This window comes from Enterobacter cloacae complex sp. P40C2 (assembly GCF_014930695.1).
GTDB classification, from domain to species: domain Bacteria; phylum Pseudomonadota; class Gammaproteobacteria; order Enterobacterales; family Enterobacteriaceae; genus Enterobacter; species Enterobacter pasteurii.
Window position 1 is genome coordinate 916433 of sequence record NZ_JADBRP010000001.1, and the last position, 19018, is coordinate 935450.

Here is a 19018-nt window from a genome sequence, read left to right on the forward strand (position 1 = left end):
TAACATGCAGATGTCTAATTTCTTATAACGTCACCTGCAAAATACGCAATGGAAAAAACCCGTCAACAAGAGTTAACACGCTGGCTCAAACAGCAAAGCGTTCTTTCCCGCCGCTGGCTTATGATCTCCCGCATTCTGGGATTTATCAGCGGTCTGTTGATTGTTGCCCAGGCATGGCTGCTGGCCCGCATTCTCAACCATATGATTATGGAGAACATCCCGCGCGAGGCGCTGCTGTTGCCTTTTATCGTTCTGGTGCTGGTTTTCGTTCTGCGTGCGTGGGTCGTCTGGCTGCGTGAGCGGGTCGGGTTCCATGCCGGACAGCACATCCGCTATGAAATCCGACGCAAGGTGCTTGACCGGCTTTCTGAAGCCGGACCTGCGTGGATCCAGGGGAAACCGGCCGGCAGCTGGGCGACGCTGATCCTTGAGCAAATCGACGATATGCACGATTACTATGCGCGCTATCTTCCCCAGATGGCGCTGGCGGTTTTTGTGCCCCTTTCGATTGTAATCGCCATTTTCCCGGTCAACTGGGTGGCGGCACTGATCCTGCTGGGCACCGCCCCGCTGATCCCGCTGTTTATGGCAATGGTCGGTATGGGCGCGGCAGATGCTAACCGCCGCAACTTCCTGGCGCTGGGTCGGCTGAGCGGACATTTCCTCGATCGCCTGCGCGGAATGGAAACGCTGCGTATCTTTGGTCGCGGTGAGGCGGAAACCGAAAACATTCGCCTGGCGTCCCAGGACTTCCGTCAGCGCACCATGGAGGTCCTGCGCCTGGCGTTCCTCTCTTCCGGCGTGCTCGAATTCTTCACCTCCCTGTCAATTGCCCTGGTGGCGGTCTACTTTGGCTTCTCCTATCTCGGCGCGCTGGATTTCGGCCACTACGGTACGGCGGTAACGCTTTCTGCCGGATTCCTGGCACTGATCCTGGCCCCGGAATTTTTCCAGCCATTGCGCGATCTCGGCACCTTCTATCACGCCAAAGCGCAGGCGGTGGGCGCTGCCGATAGCCTGAAAACCTTCATGGAAACGCCGCTGGCGCATCCGGAGCGCGGTGAAGTCACGCTGAATACCAGCGATCCGGTTACCCTTGAAGCGCAGGATTTTTCCATCCTGTCGCCTGAAGGCAAGGTGTTGGCTGGTCCACTGAACTTTACCCTGCCTGCGGGTCAACGGGTCGTGCTGGTGGGCACCAGCGGCTCGGGTAAAAGCTCGCTGCTGAACGCGTTGTCAGGCTTCATGGCTTATACCGGTTCACTGCGCGTAAATAAAACGGAGCTGCGCGAGCTCGATCCCGAAGCCTGGCGTAAGCAGCTGAGCTGGGTGGGGCAAAACCCACAGCTGCCTGCCTCAACGCTGCGTGAAAACGTGCTCCTTGCCCGCCCGGACGCGCGTGAAGATGAACTGCAGTCGGTTCTCGATCGCGCCTGGGTCAGTGAATTTTTGCCGCTGCTGCCGCAGGGTGTTGATACCGTGGTGGGCGATCAGTCTGCCGGGCTGTCGGTCGGCCAGGCGCAGCGCGTTGCGGTGGCCCGTGCGCTGCTGAACCCCTGTCAGCTGATGCTGCTGGACGAACCCGCGGCCAGCCTGGATGCCCACAGCGAGCAGCGCGTAATGGATGCGCTTAACGCCGCATCACAGCAGCAAACCACGCTGATGGTCACCCACCAGCTTGAAGGCATCGCCGACTGGGACCAGATTTGGGTGATGGAAAACGGTCAACTCGTTGAGCAAGGCGATTACGCCGCGCTTGTTGCCGCGCAGGGGCCTTTTTCGGCCCTGCTGGCGAATCGTCAGGAGGATATCTGATGCGCGCCCTGCTTCCCTATCTCGCACTGTACAAACGCCATAAATGGATGCTGACGCTCGGCATTGTGCTGGCTATTGTCACCCTGCTTGCCAGCATCGGCCTGCTTACGCTTTCCGGCTGGTTCCTTTCCGCGTCTGCGGCGGTGGGCTTCGCCGGGCTGTACAGCTTCAACTACATGCTCCCTGCAGCAGGCGTACGCGGCACCGCGATTACCCGAACCGCCGGGCGTTACTTCGAGCGTCTTGTCAGCCACGACGCGACCTTCCGCGTCCTGCAACACCTGCGTATTTACACCTTCAGCAAGCTTCTGCCCCTCTCCCCTGCCGGGCTGGCGCGCTTTCGTCAGGGCGAGTTGCTCAACCGCGTGGTCGCGGATGTGGATACGCTGGATCACCTCTACCTGCGCGTAATTTCACCCATGGTGGGCGCGTTTGTGGTGATCGTGGTGGTCACGCTGGGGCTGTGTATTCTGGATGTTCCCATCGCGCTGACCCTGGGCGGCATCATGCTGATGACGCTGATTATTTTACCGCCGCTGTTTTATCGCGCCGGTAAAACCACCGGGGAAAATCTGACGCGTCTGCGCGGTGAGTATCGCCAGCAGCTCACCTCCTGGCTGCAGGGTCAGGCTGAACTGAGCATCTTTGGTGCCAGCAAGCGCTACCGCGCCCGGATGGAAAGCACGGAGCTTAACTGGCACGAGGCCCAGCGCCGCCAGTCTGAGCTGACCGCGTTCTCTCAGGCGCTGATGATGTTAATCGGCGGCATTGCCGTCATCGCCATGCTCTGGATGGCCTCCGGCGGCGTGGGCGGTAACGCCCAGCCGGGCCCGCTGATTGCGCTGTTTGTTTTCTGCGCCCTTGCCGCCTTTGAAGCTTTAGCCCCGATCACGGGTGCGTTTCAGCATCTTGGTCAGGTTATTGCCTCTGCACTACGCATAACGGATATTGCGGAGCAGGAGCCGGAAGTGAAGTTCAGCAGCGGAGAAACCGCGGTACCGGAGCAGGTGGCGCTGACGCTCAGCGATGTCACTTTCGCCTATGACAGGCAGGCGCAAAACGCGCTGGAAGGCATCACGCTTTCCGTTAACGCCGGGCAGCGCATCGCGATCCTTGGCCGCACGGGATGTGGAAAATCAACGCTTCTGCAGCTTCTGACGCGCGCGTGGGACCCGCAGCAGGGTGAGATTCGCTTTAACGATACCCGGCTGGGTGACTTTAGCGAAGCGGCCTTGCGTAAAACCGTCAGCGTCGTGCCCCAGCGGGTGCATCTGTTCAGCGCCACGCTACGCGACAACCTCCTTCTCGCAGCGCCGGCGGCCTCTGACGAGGCGCTACGGGGGATGCTTGAGCAGGTCGGGCTGCACAAGCTGCTTGAGGATGACGGACTCAACGCCTGGCTCGGTGAAGGGGGTCGCCAGCTCTCCGGCGGCGAGCTTCGCCGTCTGGCGATTGCCCGGGCGCTGCTGCACGACGCGCCGCTGATGCTGCTCGATGAGCCAACGGAAGGTCTGGACGCGACAACCGAGAGCCAAATTCTTGATTTACTGGCAAACGTGATGAAAGGCAAAACCGTGCTGATGGTCACACACCGCCTGCGTGGACTCGCGAGTTTCGATCGCATAATTGTGATGGACAACGGACACATTATTGAGCAAGGTAGTCACGCAGAGCTGCTGGCAAAACAGGGTCGCTACTACCAGTTTAAACAGCGTCTGTAGGCTATATTTGTAGCGTCCTCACTCGCGTACTGGAGTTACGTTGTCATGCGCCTGGTCCAGCTTTCTCGCCATAATATTGCGTTCCCTTCCCCGGAGGGAGCGCTACGTGAACCTAACGGCCTGCTGGCGCTGGGCGGCGATCTCAGCCCGGCACGGCTCTTAATGGCTTACCAGCGCGGTATTTTCCCGTGGTTTTCTCCCGGCGACCCGATTTTATGGTGGTCTCCCGACCCGCGAGCCGTCCTGTGGCCTGGGCAGTTTCACCTGAGCCGCAGCATGAAGCGCTTTCACGCAAAATCACCCTATCGCGTCACGCTCAATCACGCCTTCGGGCAGGTCATTGAAGGATGCGCTGAAGATCGTCACGAAGGCACCTGGATAACCCGCGATATCATTATTGCCTACCATCAGCTACACGAGCTGGGCTACGCGCATTCCGTCGAAGTGTGGCACGGCGAGGATCTCGTTGGCGGCATGTACGGCGTGGCGCAGGGCACACTGTTCTGCGGTGAATCGATGTTCTCCCGCGCCACCAACGCCTCGAAAACCGCGCTGCTGGTTTTTTGCGAGGAATTTGCCCGGCGCGGTGGACAGCTGATGGATTGTCAGGTGCTGAACGAGCACACCGCCTCGCTCGGTGCCGTTGAAATCTCCCGTCGACACTACATCGAACATCTGGATCGGTGCCGCGCTGAGACCCTTCCGCGCGATTTTTGGATCCCCAGAGCGCTCTTTATGCCCGATGCCTAAATGTTTTCCGCATATTTTTTATGAGGGTGTTATAATTATGCCGCAGAGTAGCTTCTGCCTGTTGCCCCGCCGCCGTTTGGGACCCCCGCTTCAGATAACGTCCTGACGTTTATCCTGTTGTTCCCCTTTACGAATGCGCTTTCCGTTCGGTTGTACCGTGACGCTTGGGCAATGCGCTGAAACTGTTTTGCTGCGTTTTAAACGCGCAATTCTTTACTTAATTGATGAATTTCGGCATTATCTTGCCGGTTCAAAACTTGGTAGTGATACCCCAGAGGATTAGATGGCCAAAGAAGACAATATTGAAATGCAGGGTACCGTACTTGATACGTTGCCTAATACCATGTTTCGCGTAGAACTGGAAAACGGTCACGTGGTAACTGCGCACATCTCCGGTAAAATGCGCAAAAACTATATCCGCATTTTGACGGGCGACAAAGTGACTGTTGAACTGACCCCGTACGACCTGAGCAAAGGCCGCATTGTCTTCCGTAGTCGCTAATTGTTTTCGCCTGTAATGGCAGATGAATATTTAAAAGGTCGGGATAATCCCGGCCTTTTTTATTTGTGGCTTTAATGTTGCTACAGGGGCAGATGTATTTCAGTGCGGTCTGTTGCCCTCACCCCAGCCCTCTCCCGCGGGGAGAGGGAGAAAGGCACGCATAAAAAAACCGGGCTTTTGCCCGGTTTTTAGACCTACGTAAGAAATCAGTGAGCCGCTTCCGGCTTGTGCTTCGCCGCGCTCTGGAAATCGTACGTCAGCTCGTTCTTCGCCTGATCCAGCCCCACCGTGACCTGGCCGCCGTCCACCAGCGAGCCAAACAGCAGCTCGTTCGCCAGCGGCTTCTTCAGATTGTCCTGAATCACGCGCGCCATCGGACGGGCACCCATCGCCCGGTCGTAGCCTTTCTCGGCCAGCCAGTTGCGGGCCTCCTGGCTGACTTCCAGCGACACGCCTTTCTGATCCAGCTGAACCTGCAGCTCGACGATGAACTTATCCACCACCTGATGGATCACCTCGGTAGACAGGTGATCGAACCAGATGATGTTGTCCAGACGGTTACGGAACTCCGGCGTGAAGATCTTCTTGATCTCCTCCATCGCATCGGTGCTGTTATCCTGGTGGATCAGGCCGATAGATTTACGCTCGGTTTCACGCACGCCGGCGTTGGTGGTCATCACCAGCACCACGTTGCGGAAGTCCGCCTTGCGCCCGTTGTTGTCGGTCAGCGTCCCGTTGTCCATCACCTGCAGCAGGATGTTGAACACGTCCGGGTGCGCCTTCTCGATTTCATCGAGCAGCAGTACCGCGTGCGGATGCTTGATCACCGCGTCGGTGAGCAGGCCGCCCTGGTCAAAGCCCACATAGCCCGGAGGCGCACCAATCAAGCGGCTGACGGTGTGACGCTCCATATACTCGGACATATCAAAGCGCAGCAGCTCGATGCCCAGCGCTTTGGAGAGCTGAACCGTCACCTCGGTTTTCCCGACGCCGGTCGGGCCGGCAAACAGGAAGGAACCAACGGGCTTGTGGTCATGCCCCAGTCCGGCACGGGCCATCTTGATCGCTTCGGTTAAGGCCTCAATGGCCTTATCCTGACCAAAGACCAGCATTTTCAGGCGATTGCCGAGGGTGCGCAGCGTGTCGCGGTCGCTCTGGGAAACGCTCTTCTCAGGGATACGCGCGATACGGGCCACCACGGACTCGATATCCGCCACGTTAACGGTTTTCTTACGCTTGCTGGCCGGCATCAGGCGCGCACGCGCTCCCGCCTCATCAATCACGTCAATCGCCTTATCCGGCAGATGACGATCGTTGATGTATTTCACCGCCAGCTCCACCGCCGCACGTACCGCTTTCGCGGTGTAACGCACGTCGTGGTGCGCTTCGTACTTGGTTTTCAGGCCGTTGATGATCTGCACCGTTTCGTCGACGGACGGCTCGGTGACGTCGATTTTCTGGAAACGACGCGCCAGCGCACGATCTTTTTCAAAGATGTTGCTGAACTCCTGGTACGTTGTGGAGCCCATTACGCGGATCTTGCCGCTGGAGAGCAGCGGCTTGATCAGGTTAGCCGCATCCACCTGGCCACCGGAGGCCGCCCCTGCGCCGATGATGGTGTGGATCTCATCGATAAACAGGATGCTGTTGGTGTCCTGCTCCAGCTGTTTTAACAGCGCCTTGAAGCGTTTTTCAAAATCACCACGGTACTTGGTGCCCGCCAGCAGCGAGCCAATATCCAGCGAGTAGATGGTGCAGTCAGCAATCACTTCCGGCACGTCGCCCTGCACAATGCGCCAGGCCAGCCCTTCAGCAATCGCGGTCTTGCCCACGCCGGATTCACCCACCAGCAGCGGGTTGTTCTTACGTCGGCGGCACAGCACCTGTATGGCGCGCTCCAGCTCTTTGTCGCGGCCAATCAGCGGGTCGATTCCGCCCACGCGAGCAAGCTGATTAAGGTTGGTGGTGAAGTTTTCCATACGATCCTCCCCGCCTGCTTGCTCTTCGCTGTTGTTGATCGGGTTGCTGGAGTCGGATGCCTGGTTAGGCTCGTCTTTTCGCGTTCCGTGAGAGATAAAGTTGACCACGTCGAGTCGGCTGACTTCATGTTTGCGCAGCAGGTAGGCCGCCTGGGACTCCTGCTCGCTGAAGATGGCGACCAGCACATTTGCGCCCGTCACTTCACTACGCCCGGAAGACTGGACGTGGAAAACCGCGCGCTGCAGCACGCGCTGGAAGCTGAGCGTCGGCTGCGTGTCGCGCTCTTCTTCACTGGCTGGCAGCACCGGTGTGGTTTGTTCGATGAAGGCTTCGAGTTCCTGACGTAGCGCCACCAGATCCACGGAGCAGGCTTCCAGCGCTTCGCGGGCAGATGGGTTGCTTAGCAACGCGAGCAGCAGGTGCTCGACGGTCATAAACTCATGTCGGTGCTCACGCGCTCTGGCGAAAGCCATGTTTAAACTGAGTTCCAGTTCTTGATTGAGCATAGGCACCTCCCCCAATTTTATGCCTTATCAGGCCTTTTCCAGCGTACACAGCAACGGATGCTCGTTCTCCCTTGCATAGTCGTTCACCATCGCCACTTTGGTTTCCGCGACCTCGGCAGTAAAGATGCCGCAGATCGCTTTGCCACGATAATGAACGGTAAGCATCAGTTGCGTTGCACGTTCTACATCATAAGAAAAGAACTTTTGTAGCACGTCAATAACAAATTCCATCGGCGTGTAATCATCGTTCATTAACATAACTTTATACATAGATGGCGGTTTTAGCGCGTCGCGCACCTTATCTTCCGCCAGCTGGTCAAAATCCAGCCAATCGTTGGTCTTACCCATTATGCATAACCACTTTGAATCTACCTCAGATGTTAGATAACAATCATCTATTACTGTCATCCGCGATGTCTGTCACAAACTGTTGCAATAGCGTTAACTGCCTCAAATTTTGGTTGATTATTGTCCCAACTCGAGCGCCAAACGCTTGACGGCTTCTTCCGTTTCTCTAAATTGTACAAGCGTGAGATGGCGAGCTTTTGAACAGCCCCCACTCCACCACCGGTTCATTCCATCTTAACTTATAAGATTTACGAAGGATGTCGAAGCATGGAAATGGGTACTGTTAAGTGGTTCAACAACGCCAAGGGGTTTGGCTTCATCTGCCCCGAAGGCGGCGGCGAGGATATCTTCGCTCACTATTCCACCATTCAGATGGATGGTTACAGGACGCTCAAAGCCGGGCAGTCCGTCCGGTTCGATGTACACCAGGGGCCAAAAGGCAATCACGCCAGTCTTATCGTGCCCGTTGAAGCAGAAACGGTTGCATAGCTCTCTGATTCATTGTGTACACCCCGCAGGCAAAATGCCAGCCCGATCGGCTGGCATTTTTATTTTCGGGCTATTCCCGCGCCAGCGCATCCACCGGATCCAGCCGTGCCGCGTTTCGCGCAGGCAGCCAGCCAAACAAAATCCCGGTAAAGGTGGAACATAAAAACGCGGTGAGTATCGCCATTGGCGAAAAGCCAATTTCCCAGCCGGGTAAAAACAGCTGGAGCGCAAAGGCAATCAGCATTGAGAGCGCAATGCCCATCGCGCCGCCCACCAGGCATACCAGCACCGCCTCAATCAAAAACTGCTGAAGCACGTCGCTGGCTCTGGCCCCCACCGCCATGCGGATGCCGATCTCCCGGGTACGTTCGGTCACCGACACCAGCATGATGTTCATCACCCCGATCCCGCCGACAACCAGCGAAATCACCGCCACCAGCGTCAGGAACATCTGAAGAGTACGTGTGGTCTTTTCCGCCGTTTTCAAGAGGCCGTCCATGTTCCAGGTAAAGAAGTCTTTCTTTCCGTGGCGCAGGGTTAACAGCCGCTCCAGCTGCTGTTCCGCCAGCGCGCTGTCGTAGCCTTCCTTCACCCGCACGGTGATGGAGTTGAGCCAGGACTGCCCCATAATGCGCCCGGAAATGGTGCTGTACGGCAGCCAGACGCGCAGGATCTTGCTGCTGCCAAACATCGACTGTTTCTCTTCCGCCACGCCAATCACCGTAGCGGGCATGTTGCCCACCAGGATCACTTCCCCGACCACGCGGGTTTTATTCGGGAAAAGCTGCCTGCGCGAGTTCGCGTCCAGCACCACCACCTGCGCCCTGCCCGCCAGCTGTTCGGCGTTGAAGGTTGCCCCTTCGCTGAAGGTCATGCCGTAGACGTTGAAGTAATCTCCGCTGACGCCGTTAGCGCTGGCCGCCACGTCGATGTTGCCGTAGCGCAGACGCAGGTTCTGCGAAACGGCAGGCGTGGCGGAGTTCACCCACGGCTGCTTCTGGATAGCCGCCAGATCGTCGTACTTCAGCGCCTGCTGATACTGCGGCTCGTCGTCACCAAAATCTTTCCCGGGATAGACGTCAATGGTATTCGTCCCGATGGCGCGAATATCCGCCAGCACCAGCTGTTTCGCCGCGTCTCCCACCACCACAATCGACACCACCGAGGCGATACCGATGATAATGCCGAGCATGGTCAGCAGGGTGCGCATCTTGTTGGCCGCCATCGCCAGCCAGGCCATGGTCAGCGCCTCGCGAAAGCCGCTCGAAAATTGCCCCCAGCCGGTTGACGCAGGCAGAGCCTCTTTCGGCGCGGCCGCTCTGGACTCACGCGGCGGCGGGTTGCTGACCAGCTCGCCGTCGTGGATCTCAATGATCCGTTCAGCCTGCGCCGCCACCTGCGGATCGTGGGTGACGATAATCACCGTATGCCCCTGATCGCGAAGCTGGTGAAGGATCGCCATAACTTCTTCGCCGGAACGGCTGTCGAGCGCGCCGGTCGGCTCATCGGCCAGGATAACCTGGCCACCGTTCATCAGCGCACGGGCAATACTCACGCGCTGCTGCTGACCGCCGGAAAGCTGTGAAGGCTGATAATCTACCCGCTCCGCCAGCCCGAGACGCGTTAACAGCGCCTTCGCGCGCTCGAGGCGCTTTTTCCGCTCGACGCCCGCATACACCGCGGGCACCTCCACGTTCTGCGCCGCGCTGAGGTGAGAAAGCAGATGGTAACGCTGGAAGATAAAGCCAAAGTGTTCGCGGCGCAGCTTCGCCAGCGCGTCGCCGTCCAGGGTGGAGACGTCCGTTCCCGCCACGCGATAGGTGCCGCTGGTGGGTTTATCCAGACAGCCGAGAATGTTCATCAGCGTCGATTTACCGGACCCCGAAGCCCCGACAATCGCCACCATTTCACCCGCTTCAACGCGCAGGGAGATGCCTTTCAGCACCTCCACCGGCCCGTCGCCGGACGGGTAGCTGCGGCGAATATCATTCAGCTCAAGCAGCGCCGTCATTGCGCGGCTCCGGGCAGGCTTTCGCTGATGACCACTTCCTCACCCTCTTCCAGCCCTTTCACCACCACCACGTCGGTGTCGTTACGCGCGCCAATCACCACTTCCCGCTCGCGGGTTTCGCCGTTGCGCAGCACTTTAACCTTGTAGCGATTGTCCCCGGCGGATTCGCCCAGCGCGGAGAGCGGAACCGTCAGCACGTTTTTGACGCCGGTGAGCTGAATATGCACCTGGGCGGTCATGTCCAGACGCAGCACGCCCTGCGGGTTCGGCACCTCAAAACGGGCATAGTAGAAGATGGCGTCGTTCACCTTCTCCGGCGTCGGCAGGATATCCTTCAGCGCCCCTTCATAGCGGGTTTGCGGATCGCCCAGCACCGTAAACCAGGCCTTCTGGCCAGGCTTAAGGTGAATCACGTCCGCTTCGGATACCTGGGCTTTCACCAGCATGGTGCTCATGTCCGCCAGGGTCAGAATGTTTGGCGCCTGCTGCGCGGCGATAACCGTCTGGCCCTGCAGGGTGGTAATCTGCGTCACTTCCCCGGCCATTGGCGCCACGATTTTCGTGTAGTCGAGGTTGGTTTTCGCCGTGTCCAGCGAGGCCTGATTGCGCTTGATTTGCGCGTCGATAGTGCCAATCTGCGCCTGCTTCACCGCCAGCTCCGTGGCGGCGGTATCCAGATCCTGTTTTGAGATGGCCTGCGTTTTCGCCAGCGCCTGCTGACGCGTCAGGGTGACCTGAGCGAGATTCCGCTCCGCCTGAGCCTGAGCGCGCTGCGCGCGCAGCTCCATCAGCGTGGCTTCCACCTCGCGGATCTGGTTTTCAGCCTGTTCAGGATCGATCACGCCCAGCAGCTGGCCTTTTTTAACCTTATCGCCAATCTCAACCGACAGCGTTTTAAGCTGGCCGCTAACCTGCGCGCCTACGTCAACCTTGCGCAGGGCGTCCAGCTTCCCCGTCGCCAGCACGTTTTGCTGCAGCTCGCCCGGGCGAACAATCAGCGTTTGATACTGCGGTACCGGCGCGTTCAGCACCTTCCATACCCAGAATCCGCCCGCTAACACCACTATCGCCAGCAGCAGAAACAGCTTTCTGCGTTTTCCCTTCAGGTTCATAAATATTCCAAATAGTTGTTCTGGCTATCATCAACGTTGATTTTATCTAAACCACTCATCAACGAAACCCCCGATCGCCGTAATCGTCGGGAATTGTTTACCCAGCGTTGATAAAGCCCCTGCTGAAATAGCGATCTTCCACCAGAAGCAGGATCTAACATGTCTTCCATCGTCGATACACCTTATTCAACGCTGTCTCAGCCAAAATCGGGCTGGCAACTGTTCAAAAGCCTGGCATCGGGAACCCTCACGCCGGGGCTGGCGTGGCAAAATCCGGCCTATCGACGAAAGTTTATGCTGCGCTCGCTGGCGACGCCGCTCACCACGTCGCGCCTGCTGGCAAACCTCGCGAAGCAGCCCCGCCTGATGCAGATCCTGGAGGTGCAGCCCGGCCTGCCGTGCCGTCTGCATCGACCGTGGCTGACCGTCAACATGGGCCGTCAGCATACGCTGGAAGCCCTGAACTATCACTATCAGATGATGAGCCGCCATCTTCCCGCGCCGCTGCTGAACGGCTATCTCTCTGGTGAGGGCATCACGCTGGTGACGTTAACCGGCAAAGACGAACAGCAGTTTAGCGTATGCCTGCGGGCAGACGCGTTTCTGGATAAAGAAGGCGAAGCCACCCTGACCTTTGTCGATTGTCAGAACACGGTGCTGGCCGAGCTGACCTTTACGCTCTGCAACTATGAAGGGAAACCATCGCTGTTTATCGGCGGAATGCAGGGAGCGAAAGCGCATGTCCCGCACGAGCAGATCCAGCTCGCCACGAAAGCCTGCCATGGCCTGTTCCCGAAACGTCTGCTGGTTGAAGCGGTAATGATCCTCGCCGACGCCTTCCCGGTAGAACAGATCCTCGCCGTGAGTAACGCCACCCATATCTACCGCAGCTGGCGTTACCGCAGGAAAAAAGAGGGAAAACTGCTGGCGGATTACGACAGCTTCTGGCGCTCTCTTGGCGGAGAACGGCTGGATAACGGCAACTTTGCCCTGCCGCTGGCCATGCCGCGCAAGCCGATGGAAGAGATCGCGAGTAAAAAGCGCTCCGAATACCGCCGTCGCTATGCGCTGCTTGATAGCCTTATCCAGCAGGTTTCACGGACGACCGGCCGTTAATCGGCCCTCCCGCGCGCCAGCCAGAGGACGCGGGAGAACATTTTACGCAGCAGCGTGGGCACAGATTCCACGCCCCGCCTTCCCGCTTCCGTCGCCACCTCTATGGCTAAATCCGGTTTTGACGACCGGTGGATCGCTTTGGCGATCACCCGGCGCATGTTCATTGGCACATCCACCGGGATCATCGCCACGCGGTGGAAAACGTCGTCAAAGCCCTGGCGATACATAAAGTGCTCCATGTCCATCGCCGGCAGCGTGGTCAGATGGTCACGCTCCGCTTCCCGATCGTTATTGAGCAGGCCGCGCACGGTCGCCGCATATTTTTTCCCGGCCTCATCGCCATCCACCAGCACGTGCCATTCAATCCCCATCCGGCGGGCGAACTTGATCAGCGGTTTCAGGCCAGACTGCGCAAACTCGATGACCTTGACCCCTTCGGCGTCGAAGTGGTGCCCGCACTGGCGCGCCAGCTCGTTAATCACCCAGGTTTCGGTTTCCCCTTCCACCAGCAGCCAGCAGCGGGCAAACAGCGACGACGCGCGGTTAAAACGGATATGGAACGCAATCCGTCGGCCATCCTCGGCGTTCAGCCCGCCCGGTCCAAGCCGGTAGGCGGTGACGCGCGACGATTCACGCACCAGACGGCAGACATATTCCACCGGCGTCAGGGATAGCAGCTCGCCGGAATTGGTGGTAGTCACGCGCTGCAGGGGGAGCAGATTCAGCAGATGCCATGCCACGGAGAGCATGATCGGGTGCAGACGCGTCTCCGGATCTTCCACCAGCAGCAGCGGACGCGCGTCCCGGTCGAGGCGCACCGTGCCTTTCGCCTGTAAAAGCGTGGAGAATAATCCCAGCAGGATCACCCTGTGCGAGCGCCCGCCGGGGCGGTCGATCATGCGGTTGATGATATCAAGATAGCGCCAGCTTCGCTGCTCATCGTGCGAGCGGCGGCGCATCAGACGGTGGCGAGACGGCCCCGTTCCCTGCTCGGAAAAGTAGTGCTCCAGCAGTTGAACCATGGCGGAAAGCCCCTGACGGATCTGGCCGTCGGTAAGGTTCTGCGGGCGCGCAACCAGCTCGCGGGCGAGGAAATCGAGCTCGCGGGCGGTAACCTCCACCTCCGGCATATCCGGCACGGTGCCGTTTCGGATCCGGCGCATAAAGCGCGCGTCGCGCAAGCGCAGCACGGGGGAGAGGCGGATCAGATGACGGGCCAGCTCGTCGATGTTGTCGAGCGGGATCGGATTCCCCTTCTCATCGAGGAATTCACGCAGGGTTAGCACCCCTTCGTTGTGCGCCATTTCGCCTTCAAGGCGATAGAAAATACGGTGGAAGCCATCTTCACAGGGCACCCAGCAGGGTGACATCGGGCGGTAACGGCGCACGCGATGGCGGCCGGGTTCGGCCTCGCGGAAGGTCAAAATAATATGCAGATGCTTTTCGCGTCCGTTGACATCGCCCGGCGGAAACCAGAAGTCATCGTGGACGAAGTGGTACAGATTCTCCTCAGGCGAAAGCAGCAGCGTCAGGGCATCCAGCAGGCTGGATTTCCCCCAGGCATTTTCGCCGATAAGAACGTTGTTCTGTTCCAGCTGCAGCGACAGGCGGTTAATGCCGCGAAACCCGACAATCTCCACACGTTCGAGTAGCATAAATCCCCCGCAATTCGTCGACTTTTCCTTCAGGTTATCAGCAGTATAGCGGTACGGGGTCCGGCTGGACACTGCTATATCCCCCTGTTGCTGGTTCTGAGCACAAAAAATTCAGAATTTACCCATCAACTTTCATTTGAAAAAGCCCCTTCCGGACAAGATACTTCCGCCCGAGAATTGGACTACGATCGTTTTACCTCCAGTTTGAACAAGGAATGACATCACATTGCCTTAAATCAAATTTATTCAATTTATTTAAGTGGCGAAGGGATGTTATTGGTTTTTAAAATAATGACTCTTTGAGTCGTCATCCCTTTATGGCGATATAACCCGTGCGCGGGAAAGCGCGCGGACGTTTATTATTGAGGTGGTTATGTTCAGAAAATTAGCGGCAGAATGTTTTGGTACATTCTGGCTGGTGTTTGGCGGCTGCGGTAGCGCAGTACTGGCAGCAGCATTCCCGGAATTAGGTATTGGTTTTGTCGGTGTTGCACTGGCATTTGGTCTGACGGTTCTCACTATGGCCTATGCGGTGGGCCATATTTCAGGCGGTCATTTTAATCCGGCCGTAACGTTAGGCTTATGGGCGGGCGGCCGTTTCCCGGCAAAAGATATTATTGGCTATATTATTGCTCAGGTTATTGGCGGCATTATTGCTGCGGCGGTTCTGTACGTCATTGCCAGCGGTAAAGCAGGCTTCGACGCCGCGGCCAGCGGTTTTGCATCGAACGGTTTCGGCGAGCACTCACCGGGCGGCTACTCTATGCTGTCTGCTATCGTGATTGAAATTGTGCTGACCGCAGGGTTCCTGATGGTGATCCACGGCGCAACGGACAAGTATGCCCCTGCCGGCTTCGCGCCCATCGCGATTGGTCTGGCGCTGACGCTGATCCACCTGATTTCCATTCCGGTGACCAACACCTCCGTTAACCCGGCGCGCAGCACCGCGGTAGCTATCTTCCAGGGCGGCTGGGCGCTTGAACAGCTGTGGCTGTTCTGGGTGATGCCAATCGTCGGCGGTATTGTGGGCGGCGTGCTGTATCGTACCCTGCTGGAAAAACGCGATTAATGGTTTTATCCCTCTCCCCCGGGAGAGGGCCTGAGTGAGTGCAGCAAGCCGCACAACCTCATTTATACAAGCCGGGTCAGGCGCAGCCGCCACCCGGCTTTTTTTGTCGCTTTACTGAGATGCCTTTATTGGGTAGTGTCTTTGACGCTTAACCGACACTCAAAAGGACGGCTGTTCATGTTCTCAGGACTCCTCATCATTCTTTTGCCCCTTATTTTGGGCTACCTTATTCCGCTGCGTCATGAATCAGCCTTAAGGCTTATTAATCGTTTTCTCAGCTGGATTGTTTACGTCATTTTGTTCTTTATGGGGATCAGCCTGGCCTTCCTGGATAATCTGGCGACGAACCTGCTTTCCATCCTGCATTATTCTGCGGTCACGGTAGTGGTTATTTTGCTGTGCAATATTGCGGCCCTGTCCTGGCTGGAGCGCACTATTCCCTGGAAAAACCACCATCAACAGGAAAAGCTCCCTTCCCGTATTGCGATGGCGCTTGAATCATTAAAGCTGTGCGGCGTTGTGGTTCTCGGTTTTTTGCTCGGGCTGACAGGGCTGGCATTCTTGCAGCATGCCACCGAAGCCAGCGAATATACGCTTATATTCCTGCTCTTCCTGATTGGTATTCAGCTTCGAAATAACGGCATGACGCTAAAGCAGATTGTCCTCAACCGTCGCGGAATGATTGTGGCCGTTATTGTTGTGGCCAGCTCGCTGGTCGCGGGGGTGATTAATGCCTTTATTCTCGATCTGCCGCTGAAAACCAGCCTGGCGATGGCGTCCGGTTTTGGCTGGTATTCTCTCTCCGGCATTCTGCTCACCGAGTCGTTCGGTCCGGTGATTGGCAGCGCCGCCTTCTTTAACGATCTGGCGCGCGAGCTGATCGCCATCATGCTCATTCCCGGCCTTGTGCGCCGCAGCCGCTCGACCGCGCTGGGGCTGTGTGGTGCCACCTCAATGGACTTTACCCTGCCGGTATTACAGCGCTCGGGTGGGCTGGAGATGGTTCCTGCCGCCATCGTGCACGGCTTTATTCTGAGCCTGCTGGTGCCGATTCTGATGGCATTCTTCTCCGCCTGATACTGCGCTGGCGGCAGTGTACCTGCCGCCAAAATTGAGCTAAATCAATATCCCTCCATTTAATGCAAGAAAGCCCTTTTCACCGTTCTGACACAGGCATAACCTTAAACATGCATTTAAAATATAACTTTAACAGGTGTGATTATGTTCTGTGTGCAATGTGAACAAACCATCCGTACCCCGGCAGGCAACGGCTGCTCCTGGGCGCAGGGTATGTGCGGTAAAACCGCAGAGACGTCAGATCTCCAGGATCTGCTGATTGCTACGCTACAAGGCTTGTCCGCATGGGCCTGCAAGGCCCGCGAATACGGCATTGTCGATCACTACGTCGACAGCTTTGCGCCGCGCGCATTTTTCTCCACGCTGACTAACGTTAACTTCGATTCTCCGCGCATTGTGGGCTATGCCCGCGAAGCAATTGCCCTGCGTGAAGCCCTGAAAGCACAGTGCCTGAACGCCGACGCCGCTGCCCGCGTCGACAACCCGATGGCGGAACTGCAGCTGGTGAGCGACGACCTGGGCGAACTGCAGCGTCAGGCGGCAGAATTTACCCCGAATAAAGACAAAGCAGAGATTGGCGAGAACATCCTTGGCCTGCGTCTGCTCTGCCTGTACGGCCTGAAAGGTGCGGCGGCCTATATGGAGCACGCGCACGTTCTCGGCCAGTACGACAACGACATCTACGCCCAGTACCACAAAATCATGGCATGGCTCGGCACCTGGCCTTCCGATATGAACGCGCTGCTTGAGTGCTCAATGGAAATCGGCCAGATGAACTTCAGGGTGATGAGCATTCTGGATGCCGGTGAAACCAGCACCTACGGCCACCCGACCCCGACGCAGGTCAACGTGAAGGCGACCGAGGGCAAATGCATCCTGATTTCCGGCCATGACCTGAAGGATCTCTACAACCTGCTGAAGCAGACCGAAGGCACCGGCGTGAACGTTTATACCCACGGTGAAATGCTGCCCGCGCACGGTTATCCGGAGCTGCGCAAGTTTAAGCATCTGGTGGGTAACTACGGCAGCGGCTGGCAGAACCAGCAGGTTGAGTTCGCCCGCTTCCCTGGCCCGATTGTCATGACCTCTAACTGCATCATCGACCCAACCGTGGGCGCGTACGATGACCGTATCTGGACCCGCAGCATCGTGGGCTGGCCGGGCGTAAGCCACCTCGACGGCGACGACTTTGGTCCGGTCATCGCTCAGGCGCAGCAGATGGCTGGCTTCCCGTACAGCGAAATTCCGCACCTCATCACCGTCGGCTTTGGCCGCGAAACCCTGCTGGGCGCCGCAGATTCCCTGATTGACCTCGTCAGCCGTGAGAAGCTGCGCCACATCTTCCTGATTGGCGGCTGCGACGGCGCGCGCGGCGAGCGTAACTACTTCACCGATTTCGCCACCAGCGTGCCGGAAGACTGCCTGATTCTGACGCTGGCCTGCGGCAAATACCGTTTCAACAAGCTGGACTTCGGCAACATCGAAGGTCTGCCGCGCCTGGTGGACGCGGGCCAGTGTAACGATGCGTACTCAGCCATTATTCTGGCGGTCACGCTGGCGGAGAAGCTGGGCTGCGGCGTGAACGATCTGCCGCTGTCGCTGGTGCTCTCCTGGTTTGAGCAGAAAGCGATCGTTATTCTGCTGACCCTGCTCTCTCTCGGCGTGACCAACATCGTCACCGGACCGACCGCGCCAGGCTTCCTGACGCCGGACCTGCTGGCCGTGCTGAACGAGAAGTTTGGCCTGCGTTCCGTGACCAACGTTGAAGACGATATGAAGCAGCTGCTGAGCGCGTAAGGAGTAATTCATGACCATGCCAACCTCTCAGTGCCCGTGGCGGATGCAGGTTCATCACATCCATCAGGAGACGCCGGATGTGTGGACGCTGTCGCTGCTGTGCCATGACTACTATCCGTACCGTGCCGGTCAGTATGCGCTGGTCAGCGTCCGTAATTCGGCGGACACCCTGCGCGCCTACACCATCTCCTCCACGCCGGGCGTGAGCGAATATATTACGCTCACCATCCGCCGCATTGACGACGGCGCGGGCTCGCAGTGGCTCACCCGCGACGTGAAGCGCGGGGATTATATCTGGCTGTCTGACGCGCAGGGCGACTTCACCTGCGACGATAAGACGGAAGATAAATTCCTGCTGCTGGCAGCGGGCTGCGGCGTAACGCCGATTATGTCGATGCGCCGCTGGCTGGCGAAATATCGTCCGCAGGCGGACGTGCAGACCATCTTCAGCGTGCGCTCGCCGGAAGATGTCATTTTTGCCGAAGAATGGCGCAACTACCCGGTGACGCTGGTCGCGGAAAATAACGCCAAGCATGGCTTTGTCGCGGGACGTCTGAGCCGCGAGCTGCTGCAAAGCGTGCCGGACATTGCAAACCGCACCGTAATGACCTGCGGCCCGGCGCCGTACATGGACATTGCTGAGAAGGAAGTGAAGGCCCTCGGCGTAACCCGCTTCTTCAAAGAGCAGTTCTTCACGCCGGTAGCCGAAGCGGCGACCAGCGGCGTGAAGTTCACCAAGCTGCAGCCGGCGCAGACCTTCTTTGGCCGCGTGGGCACCACGCTGCTGGAAGCGCTGGAAAGCAACAAGGTGCCGGTAGTGGCCGCCTGCCGCGCGGGCGTATGCGGATGCTGTAAAACGAAGGTCATTTCCGGGGAATACAGCGTGACCAGCACCATGACGCTGACCGAAGCAGAGATTGCGGAAGGCTACGTGCTGGCGTGTTCGTGCCATCCTCAGGGTGACCTGGTACTGGCATAAACGGTAAGCGCTCGAAGGTAAGCCCGGCAGGCGATCGCGTCTGCCGGGCTTTTTTTATCCGCAAATGCCGCCCGCCGGGGGCATGGAGCAG

16 protein-coding genes are annotated in these 19018 nt (G+C 58.1%); 10 read left to right on the forward strand and 6 right to left on the reverse strand.

Going from position 1 to position 19018, the window contains the following annotated elements; translation table 11 throughout:
- Positions 1-48: 48 nt before the first annotated feature.
- The 4 genes from cydD to infA all read left to right on the forward strand — a co-directional run bounded on the left by cydD (position 49) and on the right by infA (position 4788).
- Positions 49-1815, forward strand: a complete 1767-nt coding sequence (gene cydD / locus IM304_RS04410) for a cysteine/glutathione ABC transporter permease/ATP-binding protein CydD (protein ID WP_193356389.1) — start codon at positions 49-51, stop codon at positions 1813-1815.
- On the forward strand, positions 1815-3536 hold the full coding sequence (gene cydC, locus IM304_RS04415) for a cysteine/glutathione ABC transporter ATP-binding protein/permease CydC (RefSeq protein ID WP_193356390.1): 1722 nt from the start codon (positions 1815-1817) through the stop codon (positions 3534-3536). The genes cydD and cydC overlap by 1 nt, the downstream gene beginning before the upstream one ends.
- 45 nt (positions 3537-3581) lie before the next feature.
- Complete coding sequence (aat, locus tag IM304_RS04420; RefSeq protein WP_176610739.1) at positions 3582-4286, forward strand: leucyl/phenylalanyl-tRNA--protein transferase; 705 nt, start codon at positions 3582-3584, stop codon at positions 4284-4286.
- Between the two features lie 283 nt (positions 4287-4569).
- Positions 4570-4788, forward strand: a complete 219-nt coding sequence (infA, locus tag IM304_RS04425; protein WP_002211347.1) for a translation initiation factor IF-1 — start codon at positions 4570-4572, stop codon at positions 4786-4788.
- A 206-nt stretch (positions 4789-4994) separates the two neighbouring features.
- On the opposite strand, the gene clpA is transcribed toward infA, so the two are convergent.
- A complete protein-coding gene (gene clpA, locus IM304_RS04430) occupies positions 4995-7274 on the reverse strand; it encodes an ATP-dependent Clp protease ATP-binding subunit ClpA (RefSeq protein ID WP_148418755.1) in 2280 nt (759 codons plus the stop codon).
- 27 nt (positions 7275-7301) lie between these two features.
- Entirely contained in the window at positions 7302-7622 is a 321-nt protein-coding gene (gene clpS / locus IM304_RS04435) for an ATP-dependent Clp protease adapter ClpS (RefSeq protein ID WP_006174393.1), read from the reverse strand.
- A 267-nt stretch (positions 7623-7889) separates the two neighbouring features.
- On the opposite strand from clpS, the gene cspD reads away from it, so the two are divergent.
- Entirely contained in the window at positions 7890-8111 is a 222-nt protein-coding gene (gene cspD, locus IM304_RS04440) for a cold shock-like protein CspD (RefSeq protein WP_006809408.1), read from the forward strand.
- Positions 8112-8181: 70 nt separating this feature from the next.
- Here cspD and macB read toward each other — a convergent pair whose 3' ends face one another.
- From macB to IM304_RS04455, 3 genes are read right to left on the reverse strand one after another with little or no spacing between them, the layout of a single operon-like run.
- Positions 8182-10122 (reverse strand): macrolide ABC transporter ATP-binding protein/permease MacB, encoded by a 1941-nt coding sequence (macB, locus tag IM304_RS04445; RefSeq protein WP_176610747.1) that lies wholly within the window; start codon positions 10120-10122, stop codon positions 8182-8184.
- On the reverse strand, positions 10119-11234 hold the full coding sequence (macA, locus tag IM304_RS04450) for a macrolide transporter subunit MacA (RefSeq protein ID WP_193356391.1): 1116 nt from the start codon (positions 11232-11234) through the stop codon (positions 10119-10121). The genes macB and macA overlap by 4 nt, the downstream gene beginning before the upstream one ends.
- Entirely contained in the window at positions 11231-11404 is a 174-nt protein-coding gene (locus IM304_RS04455; protein WP_176610748.1) for a hypothetical protein, read from the reverse strand. The genes macA and IM304_RS04455 overlap by 4 nt, the downstream gene beginning before the upstream one ends.
- Between IM304_RS04455 and IM304_RS04460 the strand changes: the two genes are divergently transcribed.
- Entirely contained in the window at positions 11394-12350 is a 957-nt protein-coding gene (locus IM304_RS04460; RefSeq protein ID WP_176610749.1) for a VirK/YbjX family protein, read from the forward strand. The genes IM304_RS04455 and IM304_RS04460 overlap by 11 nt on opposite strands.
- On the opposite strand, the gene IM304_RS04465 is transcribed toward IM304_RS04460, so the two are convergent.
- Positions 12347-14005, reverse strand: coding sequence for an ATP-dependent endonuclease (locus tag IM304_RS04465; RefSeq protein WP_193356392.1), 1659 nt, complete (start codon positions 14003-14005; stop codon positions 12347-12349). The genes IM304_RS04460 and IM304_RS04465 overlap by 4 nt on opposite strands.
- Positions 14006-14378: 373 nt before the next feature.
- Here IM304_RS04465 and aqpZ point away from each other — a divergent pair, with 373 nt between their 5' ends.
- From aqpZ to hcr, 4 genes are all read left to right on the forward strand, one after another.
- Positions 14379-15074: an aquaporin Z gene (aqpZ, locus tag IM304_RS04470; protein WP_193356393.1), complete on the forward strand. Its 696-nt coding sequence runs from the start codon at positions 14379-14381 to the stop codon at positions 15072-15074.
- Positions 15075-15251: 177 nt separating this feature from the next.
- Positions 15252-16151, forward strand: coding sequence for a lysine exporter LysO family protein (locus IM304_RS04475; RefSeq protein ID WP_148418749.1), 900 nt, complete (start codon positions 15252-15254; stop codon positions 16149-16151).
- A 144-nt stretch (positions 16152-16295) separates the two neighbouring features.
- Entirely contained in the window at positions 16296-17948 is a 1653-nt protein-coding gene (gene hcp / locus IM304_RS04480; RefSeq protein ID WP_148418748.1) for a hydroxylamine reductase, read from the forward strand.
- Between the two features lie 10 nt (positions 17949-17958).
- Complete coding sequence (gene hcr / locus IM304_RS04485) at positions 17959-18927, forward strand: NADH oxidoreductase (protein ID WP_193356394.1); 969 nt, start codon at positions 17959-17961, stop codon at positions 18925-18927.
- Positions 18928-19018 lie beyond the last annotated feature (91 nt).

Coding starts and splice junctions, on each gene's coding strand:
- cydD (WP_193356389.1), top strand. CDS start 49: ATGGAAAAAACCCGTCAACAAGAGTTAACACGCTGGCTCAAACAGCAA.
- cydC (WP_193356390.1), top strand. CDS start 1,815: ATGCGCGCCCTGCTTCCCTATCTCGCACTGTACAAACGCCATAAATGG.
- aat (WP_176610739.1), top strand. CDS start 3,582: ATGCGCCTGGTCCAGCTTTCTCGCCATAATATTGCGTTCCCTTCCCCG.
- infA (WP_002211347.1), top strand. CDS start 4,570: ATGGCCAAAGAAGACAATATTGAAATGCAGGGTACCGTACTTGATACG.
- clpA (WP_148418755.1), bottom strand. CDS start 7,274: ATGCTCAATCAAGAACTGGAACTCAGTTTAAACATGGCTTTCGCCAGA.
- clpS (WP_006174393.1), bottom strand. CDS start 7,622: ATGGGTAAGACCAACGATTGGCTGGATTTTGACCAGCTGGCGGAAGAT.
- cspD (WP_006809408.1), top strand. CDS start 7,890: ATGGAAATGGGTACTGTTAAGTGGTTCAACAACGCCAAGGGGTTTGGC.
- macB (WP_176610747.1), bottom strand. CDS start 10,122: ATGACGGCGCTGCTTGAGCTGAATGATATTCGCCGCAGCTACCCGTCC.
- macA (WP_193356391.1), bottom strand. CDS start 11,234: ATGAACCTGAAGGGAAAACGCAGAAAGCTGTTTCTGCTGCTGGCGATA.
- IM304_RS04460 (WP_176610749.1), top strand. CDS start 11,394: ATGTCTTCCATCGTCGATACACCTTATTCAACGCTGTCTCAGCCAAAA.
- IM304_RS04455 (WP_176610748.1), bottom strand. CDS start 11,404: ATGGAAGACATGTTAGATCCTGCTTCTGGTGGAAGATCGCTATTTCAG.
- IM304_RS04465 (WP_193356392.1), bottom strand. CDS start 14,005: ATGCTACTCGAACGTGTGGAGATTGTCGGGTTTCGCGGCATTAACCGC.
- aqpZ (WP_193356393.1), top strand. CDS start 14,379: ATGTTCAGAAAATTAGCGGCAGAATGTTTTGGTACATTCTGGCTGGTG.
- IM304_RS04475 (WP_148418749.1), top strand. CDS start 15,252: ATGTTCTCAGGACTCCTCATCATTCTTTTGCCCCTTATTTTGGGCTAC.
- hcp (WP_148418748.1), top strand. CDS start 16,296: ATGTTCTGTGTGCAATGTGAACAAACCATCCGTACCCCGGCAGGCAAC.
- hcr (WP_193356394.1), top strand. CDS start 17,959: ATGACCATGCCAACCTCTCAGTGCCCGTGGCGGATGCAGGTTCATCAC.